This is a genomic window from Lelliottia sp. EB106-05-01-XG201 (genome assembly GCF_058791735.1).
On record NZ_JBYTDV010000001.1, the window covers coordinates 1,282,621 to 1,298,299 of the forward strand.

Consider the following 15,679-nt stretch of genomic DNA (forward strand, 5'->3'; position numbering starts at 1 on the left):
TGTGTAAAATCCGCTTTTTTCTTTGGTAAGGGAATACACATGCATTGCATTGAATGTCAGCAGCAGGAAGCCAATAAAGGGTCAGGGCTTTGCGACCCGTGTGAACGTGTTTTTTTGAAGCAAATTAATGGATTTCTGTATCTTCCCGCTGCGGGATTAACGATTAACCTCGGCCTGTTACTCTTAGGCGTGCTAGGGATTATCGCGGCGATGATCGGTGTCTGGCCCTATGCCAACAGGATAAACTGGTTTGATGCTGGCTATATGGCCTTGACGATACTTCACTTCGTGATAACCGTATGTGCAAGCTGGTGCTTTTTTAAAAAGAAAAAACATACTCGCATCTTGATGATTGCTTATTATCTGGCCGGAATGATATCTGTTCTCTATTATTATGGTATTCCAGTCTGTTTTTACGACGCAAAGATGAATAGCAAAGATATCTCTTTTGCAACGACATCTGTAATAGCGGCAGTCATCTGGATACCTTATTTCCTGAAATCAGAACGCATTAACGAGGTATTCTGTCGCTAGTGCGTCCTTTATAAATACCCGATACCGATCATTTTTTCTGTATCGGGTAAATACTTCCGCCATAAGACCAAATAATCAGCCGCTTAACCCTTAGCGCGTATCCTCCATCACCCTCTCACACTTCGCCTCGCTTTCCGCGCCGTTCCCGCTTTTGGCGGCCTGAATACAGGCCTGATAATCCGTCGGCGAAATGGTCTCCGGGGTCCGTTCTGACGGTGGGGTCTGGCAGCCTGCCAGCAGTAAAATGCTCATCACTATGCCACTTATTTTCATCACTTTTCTCCTGTGCAGTGTCGGCGATTAAAAGATCGTGAATGGCGCAATCACGTTAAATTTGATATCGATTTCGTCCTGGAACATGTTGTTGTAACCGCCGCTGTAGTTGGGGTTACTGCCGTGGTTGTCGTAGTTGATGTAGTGCAGATTAAACAGCGTGCCTTTCAGGCGGCCGGTCTGCACCGTGTGGGCGATATTGAATGTCCAGGCGGATTCATCGATGCGCTGGCTCTGATCGGCCAGTTTGCCGTCGACGGTACAGGTAGTGCAGGGTTTACCGTTCCAGCCGTAGGCGTAGCCCGCGCCAATCGCCCAGCCGGGCAGATCGTAATTTTTCAGGTCATAGGTCACTCCGGCGAAGGCCGAGGTTTCCCCGTTGGCATCAAAGTCAGAGGCCGCATCCCACCAGATATCCAGTCGTCCGTTAGAGCTCGCATAGGCTGGGGTGATACGTTGCAGTAAGAAGCCCTGATTGCCGTCTGCTTTTACGGTCTGGGCTTCGAGGCGAAAATCCAGCGTATCCAGGGTGTAACCGAGGGTGATGCCCTGCAGCCAGGCCAGGCCGTCGTACTCATCGTTGACCGAACCGTAGGCGGCGATGGTGTTATCGCCCACTTTGTCTTTAGCGCCGTAGAACTGATAGCTGACGCGAAGGTCATTTCCGGCCACCGGGAAGCTGTACGATACTTTGCCGAAATACTGATCCATAAAATCCGCCGCCTGAGCCATCGAGGCCTCCAGCACCAGCTTGTTTTTAAAGTCGTACCGCAGGCCAAGGGAGTGAACGTAATCGATTTTGGTGGTGTTATCCGCTGCCCGGAACTCGTACATCTCCGTGTACCACGGGGCTTTGTATTTATCCGACCACAGGTAAGAACTCGACAGCGCGCCGTGCTCGCCAAAGTCCCAGTTACCGCCAATCTCTGCGCCCTGATAGGCACCGGGCACAAAGCCCCAGTGCACGGCGAGCAGCGTCTGGCCGGACGGCTGAATGTAGCCCGCGCGCATCCAGTAATCGTCATACTTCATTTTCAGGGCTGCTTTATAGAGGTTGAAACCGCCCTTATCGCCGGACCAGTCCTCGCCCCAGCGCTGATTGGCCGAGCTGAGGCTGATTTCGTTCGGATGCGCCGCACTGCCGGTGGCGAGGTTGGCGGCGGCAAAACCGGCCACGTCGAGCCCAATCAGATCCGCCGCATACCCGGAGACGAAATCGAGATTGGCGTTAAAGGTGGCATGGTGGAGATCTTCCACGTAATGCCCATAATCCTCGCTGCCGACGGTCATATCGCGCTTATCGCGATAGCGCTGGGAATAGTAAATCCCGCCGGTGAGATGGGAATCATCAACAAATCCCTCCGCCTTCGCGGGGGCTGAAAAGGTCAGTGTGGTCAAGCTCACAAACAGGGCGGCAAGCAGCGCAGTAGGGCGCAAAAAGTGCATAGGGTTACTCCTCTTCCATGTGAAGATCGATAATCAGAACAGCACGATGAAGGGGGCGGACGCCCCCGAATGTTAAGGCTGACGCCTTAAGTGCCAGATGCGGCTGACGTAATCCCGGCTAAGCGGCGGGTCGACGAAGATCCCGCGATACATCAGCTCATCTCCGCCCAGAAGCCGATCGTCCAGTTTGTACTGCGCGTCAGGATCCAGCCCGGCGAGGTGAATTTTGCGCAGGGGGGCCGAGGCGCGGCTCACCAGTGAAAAGGCCATCAGCAGGGCTTCGCTGCGATCGGGGGAGACGAACATCCAGGCGGCGAAATCCGGGTTTTCCCAGGGCGAGATTAGCCGCCAGAAGGTGCCGAACTGCAGCAGTTCGCGGTGCTGTTTGTAGAAATCGATTTGCTGGCGCACGGCGTCATCGCGCTCGGCGTTGCTGTGCATCAGGTCGAGCATCAGACCGTAGTTCCCGCTCATGGCGACGGCCCCGCGCATCTCCATGCTGGTGGATCGCCCCATCTGATGATTAGGCACTTCGGAAACATGGGCGCACTGCATAACCGGCGGGTAGAGCATGCTGGTGGCGTACTGGATGTGCACCCGCGAGGCCGCATCCGTATTGTCGCTGACCCAGGCCTGCGGCATATAAAACAGCATCCCCGGATCGAACCGCCCGCCGCCGCCCGCGCAGCACTCAAACAGAATGTGCGGGAAGCGGGTGGTCAGCGCCTCGAGCAGGGCATACAGACCCAGCATGTAACGATGCGCCGTCTCCTGCTGCTGTGCGGCCCGCGCCGTCGACGAGCCGACTTCGGTCATGTTGCGGTTCATATCCCACTTGATGTAATCCACGGGATGGCTGGCGAGAAAAGTGCTCAGCTGTTCAAGAATATTGTCGCGCACCTCCGGGCGGCCCAAATCCAGGATGTACTGGTTCCGCCCTTCGGACAGCGGCTGATCGCCCGCATTCAGGATCCAGTCCGGGTGCTTCGCAAACAGCTCGCTTCGCCCCGACACCATTTCCGGCTCAAACCACAGGCCGAATTTCATCTCAAGGGCATGGACCTGGTCGATCAGCGGGCGCAGGCCGTTGGGGAATTTCTGCCGGTTCACAAACCAGTCGCCGAGCGACGACGTATCTCCATTGCGCTCGCCGAACCAGCCGTCGTCGAGCATCAGCAGCTCCACGCCCAGCGCTTTGGCGTTGTGCGCAAAGCGAAGCAATTTCTCTTCATTGAAATCGAAGTAGGTCGACTCCCAGTTGTTGGCTAGAACCGGGCGGGTCTGATGGCGATAGGGGCCGCGCACCAGATGGTCGCGATAGAGTGTGTGTAGCGCATGGGAAAGCCCGTTCAGCCCCGCGTCCGACCAGGCCAGCACCGCCTCTGGCGTCTGGAAACTGTCGCCGGGCTGCAGCTCCCAGCCAAAACCATGGGGGTTAATCCCGAGCTGAACGCGGGTCTGTTGATACGCATCCACTTCCGTGCGGGCGGTAAAGTTGCCGCTGTAGACCAGATGCAACCCCCACGCTTCGCCCTGCATTTCGCTAGTCTGCGGACGAACCAGGCCAATAAACGGCTGCTGATGAGTACTGCTCGCGCCGCGCTTGCTGTCGAGCACCGTTATGCCGGGGTTCAGCGGCTGACGATGCAGCTGACGCTCTCTCGCCCACGCGCCGGGGAACTGGATCTGCTCAAACTCGCTGTCGGGGAAATCCAGCGAACAGCTCAGGGCGCGCAGCAGGCGCAGCGGTGTGTCGCCAGGGTTTGTGATCCGCGCGTGGCGCGTCACCACCGGCAGATCGCGAAAAATCGTGTAGCTGAGTTCGACCTGCAGGAGCGTGACGGGATCGGCCATGGTGACGATCAGCGTTTGTGCCTCCTCCGGCGAACTGACCCATGTCGCAGGCAGCCCGTCGAGCGCGAGTTTGCCCGGCAGGATCCGATGCGAGACGTAGTGCAGATTCGACACCTGATGCCCGTCGGCATAGCGCACTTCAAAGGCCGGTTCGCGATAGTCGCCCGCGCCGTGACCGGGATACTCCTGCAACACCGTATCCAGCGAAAAGGTTCTGTCCGGCCAGCCCGCCGGCGCGGGGGAGAATGATGACCGGTCGAGCGTCGGGTAATCATGCGGCTGTGAACAGTCGGCAATACGTTTCCCCCAGTAGCAGTGAACCAGGTAACGCTGATGCGCAATCCCGATCACATAGCTTGTCTGGCTGTTCTGCAGGTGGAAAAACTGTTTCTCAGGGTTCCAGATAATCATGCTTTCACCTCGACTGAGGACGCGGCGTTACGCTGATGGATATCGCTCAGAATTTCGTAGAAGCGTTTTTCCGTAATTTCGTAGCGGGCCAGCGGGACCAGACTTAACAGAGTTAGTACGCCCGGAATAAGGGTAAATAACAGGCCAATCCACATGGCGGTTTCGCTCGCCTGAACCTGATGCGGAATATATCCGGCCCATGAAAGCATAAATCCGCCGATTGCGCCGCCAATGGCTCCGGAGAGTTTGGTTTTAAAAATATTGAGGGAAAAGACCATACCTTCCGAGCGGTTACCGCTGCGCCATTCACCGTATTCCACACAGTCTGCGACCATAGAATAGAGGGAGATTTGTCCAATTCCGCCGCAGAAGGGCGCTAAGGCACCGACGATAAAAATCATTATGATATTTGACTGGAAAAAGAATAACAGCATACAGGCCAAAGCCATGACCGCGCTGCTGTAAATAGCCGTATTCTTTTTGCCTATTTTGGCAGAAATAAACGGAGAAACGACGGCGCCTAACACCTGCGCAATCATTGAGACCGTCAGGAAAACCCCTAACATCATTTCGGCATTTAAATTATAGATAAAGAAGTAAAGCTGAAAGGTCCCGCGGATCACGCCAATCATCTCTAATAAGAACATCCCGATGAGTAATAAGCGCAGCGGGCGGTGCTGCTTTAGAAGCGTCCAGAATCCTTTAAAACTCTGACGCTCTTTGCGCGGCACCGTATGCTTTTCTTTGACGCCGAAAAAGGTAATCAGCATGCAAACCAGAAACACCACGCTGTAAATAATGGCGACCGCCCACCAGCTTCCGACATACTTCACCAGCCACAGCGTCGAGGCGCTGACGGAGAGGAAGCCAAAGGTGGCAATGGTTCTGGGGATAGTAATCACTTTGGTGCGCTCGGTGGGGTTCTGCGTGATGGCGGCAGACAGCGACCAGTAAGGAATATCGATAATCGCGAAACAAATACTCCACAAAATATAGGTCGAGTAGGCGTAGACCAGCTTTCCCGCCTCAGAAAGATTCGGACTGAGAAAACAGGCGACGGTGGTCAGGGAAACCAGAATACTGCCGACCAAAATCCACGGGCGGAATTTCCCCATTTTTGTGTGGGTATTATCCACCAGAATACCGAGGGCGATATCCGTCGCGCCATCCACAAGACGAGCGATTAAAAACAATAATCCCACCGCCGCGGCTTTGATGCCAAAACTGTCGGTGTAATACAGCATCAGGTAGATAGCAATGAAGGCATACATCACATTTGCCCCAAAGCTTCCCATTCCGTATGAAATAGCGGTGCTCCAGGAGACTCTGTCGCTCGCGAAATTATCCTTATTCACGCTCTTTTGTTCATTGACTTGTGCTAATTCCATTCTGAAAACTCCTAATTGCCAGGAAGCGTGGATTCATTTTATTGAACCCGGAGAGAATTGAATGCTGGCAATTGTAGGAGGCAAAAATGAAACGGACTTTGCGCGGGAGTTTATATTTCAGTAAACACGGATTACTAATCGAAACGCTAAAACACTATTTGTCGAAATAAAACATTCCTCCGGTAAATATATTAAATGAAAAGCTGAATCGCGTTAGCCTTCATTTTCCAGCGCGGCTTCGGCATATAAATAACCAATGCCCATCACCTGTTGGGCGCGGGTTAAACCGCCGAAGTTAATCTGGGTGGCATTGCGTTTTAAGCCGTCGCTGTGATCGAAAGGATTAAAACCGATGCGCTGTTTAATCGCCTCAAGCCAGCTCTCGCCGAATCCGCAGCTGCGGCCATAAAACCAGATTTGATTAATGTTCAGAATATTGAGGAAGTTATACAGGCTCAGGCCAATCGCATGGGCCGACTCCTCCACCCAGCGCATCACGTGTTCGTCCCCCGCATGCCAGGCTTTGACCAACTGCTGCGAACTCAGGGTTTCAGGATCCTGCTGAGGGGAGGCAGGGTGGTTTTTGAGCCAGATCCGCGCCTGCTTTTTCAGGGCCGAAAGCGAGGCCACCGTCTCAAGGCAACCGTAGCGACCACAGTCGCACATCGCCCCATCCGGGTTAACGATGGTGTGCCCGATCTGCCCGCTGCCGTACAGATTCCCGCGATAGATCTGCCCGTTGATCACAAACGACGAGCCGATGCCGTAATCGACGTTAATCACGCAAAAATCCTCGCGGTTCTGGGCGTTTTGCCACTTCTCCGCCAGGGCCAGCATCACGCAGTCGTTATCCAGTTTCACCGTCACGCGCAGCTTCTCTTCCAGCAGATATTTGATCTCCACGTTCCCGCGCCACGGCGCTTGCGGCATGGTTTGTGACACCCCGGTCACCGGGTCGACCTGGCCGTGAATGCCCAGCGCCAGATTGATGGTTTTTCGCGGCCAGTTTCTGGACTGCTGCTGCCAGATGGCTTCAATCGCCGCCAGCAGGGCCTGCGGCGTGGGGGCGGAGATGGCGCGGCGCTCAAACTCACCCAGCGCCGACAGCTGCGCATCGCAAAGCTGGCTTTCGATGCTGGTGGGGGTCACATTCATGCAAAGAATGTAATCGCCCTCCGGCGGGATTTGATAACTGCCGCCGTTCAAGCCTCTGCTGCTCAAATTTTCGCTGGAGTGGCTCAGTTTCCCGTCCTCCACCAGCTCGTCGAGAATTTTGCTGACCGCAGGAATCGACAGACCGGTAAATTGCGCGAAGCGCGATTTACTCAGCTGCTTGTGTTTCCACACCAGTTTCAGCAGGGTCTGGCGATTGAGCTGTCGCACCCGCTGATTGTTCAGACCTGACTCCTGCATTTCACTAAACCTCGTTAACTGTATTGCGTGAGCTTTGAGCAATTAAAACATATCACTCTCCGCCAGACTGTTGCCATCCCCTCATTCACTAACATTTGTTTACTGGAGAATGGCTATGTACGGAGTTGTTAAAGTCTGGCAAGAAACTCTCTCTCTCCCCACCTGGACCACAGGCAGCGAAGACACCAACCCGATGTTTCTTGAAAAGCGGGTCTATCAGGGTTCGTCCGGCGCGGTCTATCCCTATGGCGTCACCGACACCCTGACGGGCAAACGCGAAATGCGCGAGTACCAGGCGGTGTGGATGGAGAACGACTTTATCCGCATTATGCTGCTGCCGGAGCTGGGCGGACGAATTCACCGTGCTTATGACAAAGTCAAAGCGCGCGATTTTGTTTATTACAACGAAGTGGTTAAACCTGCGCTGGTGGGCTTGCTCGGGCCGTGGATCTCCGGCGGGATCGAATTCAACTGGCCGCAGCACCATCGCCCGACCACCTTTATGCCCGTCGATGTCACCATCCAGCCCGCCGACAACGGTGCGCAAACCGTCTGGATGGGCGAGGCCGAACCGATGCGCGGCCTGCAGGTGATGACCGGTTTTACCCTCTATCCGGATCGCGCCCTGATTGAAATCACCGGCAAAGTGTTCAACCCCAACGCCACGCCGCGCCACTTCCTGTGGTGGGCCAACCCGGCGGTGAAGGGCGGGGATGATCATCAGAGCGTCTTCCCGCCGGACGTAACGGCGGTCTTCGATCACGGTAAACGCGACGTCTCTGCCTTCCCGATTGCTCATGGAACCTACTACAAAGTCGACTACTCGGCGGGCGTGGATATCTCGCGCTACAAAAACGTGCCGGTGCCGACATCCTACATGGCCGAGAAATCTGACTACGATTTTGTCGGGGCGTACCACCACGGCGAGCGCGGCGGCCTGCTGCACGTCGCCGATCACCACGTGTCACCGGGCAAAAAGCAGTGGACCTGGGGCTATGAAGAGTTTGGCCGCGCCTGGGATCGCCATCTGACGGATGAAAACGGCCCGTACATCGAGCTGATGACCGGCGTCTTTACGGATAACCAGCCGGATTTTACCTGGCTCGCGCCGTATGAAGAGAAAGTGTTCGTGCAGAATTTCCTGCCCTACAGCGATCTCGGCATGGTGCAGAACGCCAATACCCAGCTGGCGTTAAAACTGGAGCGCCACGCGCCGCAAATCGAGCTGGGGATTTACGCCATCGCGCCGCTGGAGGACGTCAGTCTCGAACTGAGCGCCGAGGGTCAAACGCTCTGGGAAACGCGCCTCAGCCTGATGCCGGGCGAGAGCCACCAGCAGACGCTGGCAGGCCACGACGCGCGTTTAACCCTGACGGTGAAAGACGCCTCGGGCCGCACGCTGCTGAGCTATCAGGAGCACATTCCCGAAGAGACGCCGCTGCCCGCACCGGCCACCGCACCGGCGCTCCCGGAAAACATCGTCAACGGCGATGAACTCTATTTCATCGGCCAGCATCTGGAGCAGTACAACCACGCCAGCCGTTACGCGGAGGATTACTACCGCCGCGCGCTGGAACTCGATGCGCATGACTATCGCAACAACGTCGCCCTCGGCACGCTGGCGCTCAACCGCGCCGACTGGGCGCTGGCGCAGCAGTGCGCCGAGGCGGCGCTGGTTCGCGCGCATCGTCTGAATAAAAATCCGCGCGATGGCGAGGCCAGCCAGCTTCTGGCAACGGCGCTGGAGCGTCAGGGCGATAACGACAACGCCTGGGATCACTACTACAAAGCCTCGTGGAGCGGCAACTGTCGCGACGCGGCGTTCTGGTCCCTGGCGCGTCTGGCGATGAAACGCGGTGACTACCCCGACGCGCTGGAAAAAGTCGAGGTCAGTCTCGGGATCAATGCCAGCAATAACCTGGCGATGGGGCTCAAGGCGCTGGCGCTGGCAAAACTCGGGCGCGAAGTGGACGCGCTGGCGTTTATCGATGCCGGTCTGCACACCCATCCTCTCAGCTACGCCCTGCACTATGCGCGCTGGGCGATCGGTCAGGATGACGTCGCGCGGGAAAAACTGCGTCAGGTGACAGGCTGTCGCGGGGCCAACGCCTGCGTGCTGGCGGGCTGGTTAACGTCGATGGGGATGAGCGATGCGGCGCGCGAGGTGCTGGATCTGCTCGACAGCCAGGAGACGCTCCCGCTGCTGTGGCGCGCGGCCTTAAGCGAAAACCCGGATGCCCGCGCTCGTTACCTTACTGCCGCGCGGCGCTGCGAATCCAATCGCGTGCGTTTCCCGAACGCCCTCGACGAAGTGCAAATGCTGCAAAGCCTGCAGGACGATCCGTTTGCCCGCTATCAGCTGGGCTGTTTCTGGTACAGCAAACGTCGCTATGACGAGGCGGTGGCCTGCTGGCAATTCACTCTGCAACGGGAGCCGCAGTTCGCGCCTGCCCAGCGTCTGCTTGGCATTTACGCCTGGAACAAACAGCACGATCTGGCGCTGGCGCAGCAATATCTGCAGCGCGCCGTCGAGCTGGAACCGGAAAATCCGCGCTTCCTGTTTGAACTCGACTACCTCAATAAACTCACCGGGCAGCCGGTAGCAAAACGCCTCGCCATGCTGACTGCGCGGCAAAGCGTGGCGCTGAAACGCGACGATCTGACGGCGGAACTGCTGAGTCTGTGGAACGGGACCGGGCGCTATGCCGAGGCGGCAAATGTTCTCAAAACCCGTGAGTTCCACCCGTGGGAGGGCGGGGAGGGCAAAGTCACCGGCCAGTATCTACTCAACCAGCAGCATCGCGCTTTGCAGCACATTGCCAGCGGGGATTTTGCTGAGGCGATAAACCTGCTGCAGGCCGCGCTCCGCTACCCGCATAACCTCGGGGAAGGGCGTCTGCCGGGACAAACGGATAACGATATCGGGTATCTGCTCGGGTACTGCCACGCGCGGCTCGACAGCCAGGCCGAGGCGCAGCGCTGTTTCACCCGCGCGGCGCAGGGCGGATCGTCGCTCGATGCCGGGCGCTACTATAACGACCAGCCTGCGGATTATCTCTTCTGGCAGGGAATGGCAATGCGCGCCCTGGGCGACAGTGCTGCGGCGGAGCGTCACTTCAACGGGTTCCTGGCCTGGGCGAAAGCGCATCACGACGAGGTGCCTGAGGCCGATTTCTTTGCCGTGTCGCTGCCGGATCTGGTGGTGCTCGACGCGCCCTCCGGGCTACAGCATCAGCAGCACTGCCTGTTTATCGAGGCGCTCGGACACGCGGGACTGGGGGATTTCACCGCCAGCCAGCGGTGCCTCGATACCCTGTTAACCCTGAATCCGGCGCACGACAAAGCGCATTTCGTTCAGCACGCGCAGGCGGCTGGCATTTTTCACTAACTGACACGACAGGCGGGGAAACCCGCCTGTTAACCCTCTGTTCCCTGCATTCCCTTAAAGAGGAATCACGATGAATAATGACGCACAGACACAACTGAAAATGGGCTACGTCTGGACCATCTGCCTGGTCGCCGCCTGCGGCGGGCTGCTGTTTGGCTACGACTGGGTGGTGATCGGCGGGGCCAAACCCTTCTATGAAGCCTGGTTCTCGATAACCGATCCGGCCCAGTCCGGCTGGGCGATGAGCTCCGCGCTGGTGGGCTGTATTGTGGGCGCGCTGATCTCCGGCTGGTGCGCTGACAAACTGGGGCGTAAGCGCCCACTCATTCTCTCGGCTTTGCTGTTCAGCATCTCGGCGCTGGGCACGGCGCTGGCGAGCAATTTTGAGATTTTCGTGGTGTTTCGCATTATCGGCGGTATCGGGATTGGGCTTGCCTCGGCGCTCAGCCCGCTCTACATCGCTGAAGTTAGCCCGGCGGAAAAACGCGGTCGCTTTGTGGCGATCAACCAGCTCACCATCGTGGTCGGCGTGCTGGCTGCGCAGCTGGTGAACCTGATGATCGCCGAGCCGGTAGCGGCAGGGGCAACGCAGGAGACCATCCTCCACAGCTGGAACGGGCAAATCGGCTGGCGCTGGATGTTTGGCGCGGGGCTGGTGCCCGCTCTGGCCTTTTTACTGCTGATGTTCTTCGTGCCGGAATCCCCGCGCTGGCTGATGAAAGTCGGCAAACCGGAACGCGCGCGCGCCATGCTGGAACGTATTGGCACCGCGCAATACGCCAGTCAGACGCTGAAAGAGATCGCCCATACGCTGGAAAAAGACACCCAGAAAGTCTCTTACTCGACGCTGCTGCAGCCGCAGATCAAACCGATTGTGATCATCGGAATGGTGCTGGCGATGTTCCAGCAGTGGTGTGGGATCAACGTGATTTTCAACTACGCGCAGGAGATCTTCGCCTCCGCCGGGTTTGATATCAACGACACGCTGAAATCGATTGTGGCGACGGGCATTATCAACCTCGTCTTTACCGTCGCCGCGCTGCCGCTGGTGGACAAAATTGGTCGCCGCAAGCTGATGCTGCTGGGTGCATCGGGCCTGACGATTATCTATGTGCTGATCGCCAGCGCTTATGCGATGAACATCATGGGCTGGCCGGTCCTGCTGCTGGTGCTGGCGGCGATAGCGATCTACGCCCTGACGCTGGCCCCGGTCACCTGGGTGCTGCTCTCGGAAATCTTCCCCAACCGCGTGCGCGGCCTGGCGATGTCCCTTGGTACGCTGGCCCTGTGGGTGGCCTGTTTCCTGCTGACCTACACTTTCCCGCTGCTCAATGCCGGGCTGGGCGCGGCGGGCAGCTTCCTGCTCTACGGCGTGATTTGTGCGGCCGGGTTCCTCTATATTCTGCGTAACGTCCCGGAAACCAAAGGCGTGACCCTCGAAGCGCTGGAAGAACAGCTGGAGAAACAGCACAGCAAAACCGCTCACGCGGCGAATGCCGGGCGGGTGCACTGATGACTGACTCATTACTGCTGCAAAACGCGCATCTGCGCCTTAGCGTCAATCCGCAGGGCGGCGGGCTGCGCGAGCTGTTTTCCCTCACACATCACACGCCCGTTCTGTGGGATCAGGGCGACAGCGCGCTGTTCCCGATGCTGCCGCTGGCCAACCGCGTCGCCGGGAATCGCTTTTCGTTTCGGGGACAAGAGATTGCGCTGCCGCACAGCCCGGTTGATGATGAGTTCTTCCTGCACGGCAACGGCTGGTTCGAGCGCTGGTCCGTCGAATCCGTCTCCGACACGGAGTGCCTGCTTCTGCTTCGCAGCCAGCACTCCTGCGGTTTCGACTATCTGGCCGGGTTGCGTTACGAGTTGCGGGAAAATGTTCTTCGGGCGGAGCTGACGCTCACGCACCTCGGCCAAAACCCGATGCTCTACGGTCTCGGCTTTCATCCGTGGTTTGTGTTTGATGAGGACAGCCGCGTGCAGTTTTCCGCCAGCGGCTACTGGCCGGAAGGGGAGAAACATCTGCCGCTGGCGTGGCAGGGGGAGATTCCACCGGCGATCGACTTCAGCGATGCAAAACACGGCGAGAGCGGCTGGCTGAATGTCGGCTATTCCGGCTGGAACGGCGTGGCGCAGATCCAGCGCGATGTGATGACGGTCACATTATCATCGCAAACTCCGTGGCTAATGCTGTTTCGAATGTCGGGTGAATCATTCTTATGCCTCGAACCCCAGAGCCATCCGGTGAACGCCCATCATCAGGCCGGACAGCCAGGATTAGTGGCGTTAGGCCGGGGGGAAAGCACCCGTCTGGCGATGGAAATTGCCGTCGATACGGCGATAAGTTCCTGTTAATCGGCTGTTAATACACGCTTGCGCCAGCCCCTTTTTAGCGCCAGACTAGCGCCTCCAAAACGGGAGGGATTCATGGGTTTGCATTCCACGCGCTGGCTGGCGCTCAGCTATTTTACCTACTTCTTTAGCTACGGTATTTTTCTGCCTTTCTGGAGCGTGTGGCTCAAAGGTATCGGCCTGACGCCGGAAACCATCGGCGTGCTGCTGGGCGCAGGTCTGGTGGCGCGATTCCTCGGCAGCCTGCTGATTGCGCCGCGCGTCAGCGATCCCTCTCTGCTGATTAAAGCCATGCGCATTCTCGCGCTCCTCACACTGGTCTTCCTCGCGGGCTTCTGGGTCAGCCAGCAGTTTGCCTGGCTGATGGTGGTAATGGTCGGCTTTAACCTCTTCTTCTCGCCGCTGGTTCCGCTGACGGATGCCCTGGCGAACACCTGGCAAAAACAGGTGACGATGGACTACGGGCGCGTGCGCCTGTGGGGATCGGTTGCCTTTGTGATTGGTTCGGCGCTGGTCGGCAAGCTGGTCAGTCTCTATGACTATCGGGCGATTCTGGCGCTGCTCAGCGTGGGTATTGCCTCGATGCTGCTGGGCATGCTGCTGCAACCCTCGGTCAAACCGCAGGGCGAAAGCCGCCATCAGGAGAGCACCGGCTGGGCTGCGTGGAGCACACTGATTAAGCAAAGCTGGCGTTTTCTCGCCTGCGTTTGTCTGTTGCAGGGCGCGCATGCGGCGTACTACGGTTTTAGCGCGATTTACTGGCAGGGCGCGGGGTATTCCGCCTCGGCGGTCGGGTATTTATGGTCGCTCGGCGTGGTGGCGGAAGTCATCATTTTTGCGCTGAGTAAAAAGCTGTTCCGCCGCTTTGGCGCGCGCGATCTGCTCCTGCTCTCCGCCGTGTGCGGCGTGCTGCGCTGGGGGATCATGGGCTGGACCACCGAGTTGCCCTGGCTGATTGTGGCTCAGATCCTGCACTGCGGGACCTTCACCGTCTGCCATCTGGCGGCGATGCGCTACATCGCCGCGCGTCAGGGCAGCGAAGTGATTCGTCTCCAGGCGGTCTATTCGGCGGTGGCGATGGGCGGCAGTATTGCGGTGATGACGGTGTTCGCGGGCTTCTTGTATCAGCATCTCGGCCACGGCGTGTTCTGGGTAATGGCGCTGGTGGCGCTGCCGGCTCTGGTGGTTCGTCCCAAAGTGGCAGCGCAAAACGTGGCGTTATGATTCCAGCATGGCGCGAATATGTTCCTGCTGCTGTGGGTTGAGCGTCTCAACGGCGTGGATCAGCGGCGGCGAGAACAGCGGCAGGGCGGTGGCGTAAGGGGTAATGATCAGCGCCGCCTCGCGCGGTGCGCCCTCTTTCTGGAACGTCTGAAGCGACACATAGCGGATGTTCAGCGGCAGCAGCGTCAGTTCGCGCAGCTGCCCCTCAATCAGCACTTCGCAGGCTTTATCATCCCCCGTCAGTAACACGACCTGCTTCTCATGCAGGTCCGTTTCCTGCATCAGCCAGGCACCAAAAATCACGGCCACCAGGCTCATCTCTTCATCAGAAAAACGCAGCCCGAATTCCGCTTCCACTTCAAACAGCACGTCCCTTGTGGTGCGCATCAGGCGCGGGTACAGGCGACCAATCTCTTCCGGCAGGCTGTTGTCGATCCCGATGCCAAACAGCGAGCGATCCAGCGCCTGGGAAAGGTGGATGTAGAGCTGATCCGTCAGCCCCTGTTCGTCGCTAAAGCGCATTCCCGTCTGGCCGCGAAAACGGCCAATCATCCGTGAGATGGCGTGGCGCAGGCGTTGGTCCAGCTGATGGGCATCGCGCAGCGGATCGGGGGTGCGCAGCATCATAAACAGCAGCGACAGAAACAGCGGCTCATCCGCATGCGGGCTTTGGTGCACGCGGCGCTGCCAGTGGCGGACAATCTCCTGCGCCGCCAGGTATTCACCGCGCGAATGCGCCCAGTGGCGCTGCACGGGGGACAACTGCGGCGTCTGCCCCAGATGATGCTGGATCAGGCAATATTGCAGGTAGAGCTGCAAAAACTGCACGTCGCGGCATTCGAAGTGGCGCTGCAGGCGACGCGAACAGAAGCCGATCAGCGCCCGCAGGTTGGTGTCGTCGTACAGCGTGCGCGCGATGCCGAGCTGTTTAAGCTCCGTTTTAAGCGCCGGGGTAAACTGTTGGCTAATAAAATGCGGGCAAAGCCGCAGTGCCCGGCGCAACCAGTGCAGCAGGCATAAGCGTTGATCGAGCGTCGTACCTTCAATTCGGAAGCTGCCGTCATGATGCGTCACGATGTTCAGCCGGTGATAGCGCTGGATCTCATCGCGCGTCTCGGCTATATCTTGCCGTGCGATGTCGTCGTCGACCCCATTGATATCGATAATGCTTTGCGGGGTGACGGCAAAACCTGGCAGGTAAAGCATCAAAAGCACCTGGCAGCGGCGCTGCGAACTGGAAAGCACAGATGGGTTTTCGAGTGTCGTCATCATCTGTCGGGTATCCAGTAGGGGTATTCGATAAGAATAGCTAAAGGATGTGCGCAGGAAAGCGCACCCGCGGGTCTTTCCGTCAGGAATGCGGGAGAACATCACAGAATTTTTGACGTGAGGA

Annotated in this window: 11 protein-coding genes; 5 read left to right on the plus strand and 6 right to left on the minus strand. The window is 57.9% G+C overall.

Translation table 11 applies throughout. The features are described 5' to 3' along the window. Positions 1-39 precede the first annotated feature (39 nt). Positions 40-534 (plus strand): DUF2569 domain-containing protein, encoded by a 495-nt coding sequence (locus AC3WS9_RS06035; protein WP_492487294.1) that lies wholly within the window; start codon positions 40-42, stop codon positions 532-534. A 90-nt stretch (positions 535-624) separates the two neighbouring features. On the opposite strand, the gene chiQ is transcribed toward AC3WS9_RS06035, so the two are convergent. From chiQ to AC3WS9_RS06060, 5 genes are all read right to left on the minus strand, one after another. Then, entirely contained in the window at positions 625-807 is a 183-nt protein-coding gene (gene chiQ / locus AC3WS9_RS06040; protein ID WP_282494177.1) for a ChiQ/YbfN family lipoprotein, read from the minus strand. A 27-nt stretch (positions 808-834) separates the two neighbouring features. Next, positions 835-2,253, minus strand: coding sequence for an OprD family outer membrane porin (locus AC3WS9_RS06045; RefSeq protein ID WP_492487296.1), 1,419 nt, complete (start codon positions 2,251-2,253; stop codon positions 835-837). A 72-nt stretch (positions 2,254-2,325) separates the two neighbouring features. Continuing rightward, a complete protein-coding gene (locus tag AC3WS9_RS06050; protein ID WP_492487298.1) occupies positions 2,326-4,518 on the minus strand; it encodes an alpha-galactosidase in 2,193 nt (730 codons plus the stop codon). Beyond that, positions 4,515-5,906, minus strand: a complete 1,392-nt coding sequence (locus AC3WS9_RS06055; protein WP_285149784.1) for an MFS transporter — start codon at positions 5,904-5,906, stop codon at positions 4,515-4,517. Before AC3WS9_RS06055 ends, AC3WS9_RS06050 begins: the two co-directional genes overlap by 4 nt. A 213-nt stretch (positions 5,907-6,119) precedes the next feature. After that, complete coding sequence (locus AC3WS9_RS06060) at positions 6,120-7,319, minus strand: ROK family protein (protein ID WP_285149785.1); 1,200 nt, start codon at positions 7,317-7,319, stop codon at positions 6,120-6,122. 115 nt (positions 7,320-7,434) lie between these two features. Here AC3WS9_RS06060 and AC3WS9_RS06065 point away from each other — a divergent pair, with 115 nt between their 5' ends. The 4 genes from AC3WS9_RS06065 to AC3WS9_RS06080 all read left to right on the plus strand — a co-directional run bounded on the left by AC3WS9_RS06065 (position 7,435) and on the right by AC3WS9_RS06080 (position 14,286). Beyond that, positions 7,435-10,707 (plus strand): DUF5107 domain-containing protein, encoded by a 3,273-nt coding sequence (locus AC3WS9_RS06065; protein ID WP_492487301.1) that lies wholly within the window; start codon positions 7,435-7,437, stop codon positions 10,705-10,707. A 70-nt stretch (positions 10,708-10,777) separates the two neighbouring features. Beyond that, positions 10,778-12,220, plus strand: coding sequence for a sugar porter family MFS transporter (locus tag AC3WS9_RS06070; protein WP_285149787.1), 1,443 nt, complete (start codon positions 10,778-10,780; stop codon positions 12,218-12,220). Next, positions 12,220-13,065, plus strand: coding sequence for an aldose 1-epimerase (locus tag AC3WS9_RS06075; protein ID WP_492487303.1), 846 nt, complete (start codon positions 12,220-12,222; stop codon positions 13,063-13,065). The genes AC3WS9_RS06070 and AC3WS9_RS06075 overlap by 1 nt, the downstream gene beginning before the upstream one ends. Positions 13,066-13,137: 72 nt before the next feature. Then, complete coding sequence (locus AC3WS9_RS06080) at positions 13,138-14,286, plus strand: 3-phenylpropionate MFS transporter (RefSeq protein ID WP_285149789.1); 1,149 nt, start codon at positions 13,138-13,140, stop codon at positions 14,284-14,286. Here AC3WS9_RS06080 and csiE read toward each other — a convergent pair. Further along, positions 14,281-15,558: a stationary phase inducible protein CsiE gene (gene csiE, locus AC3WS9_RS06085; RefSeq protein WP_492487305.1), complete on the minus strand. Its 1,278-nt coding sequence runs from the start codon at positions 15,556-15,558 to the stop codon at positions 14,281-14,283. The genes AC3WS9_RS06080 and csiE overlap by 6 nt on opposite strands. Positions 15,559-15,679 lie beyond the last annotated feature (121 nt).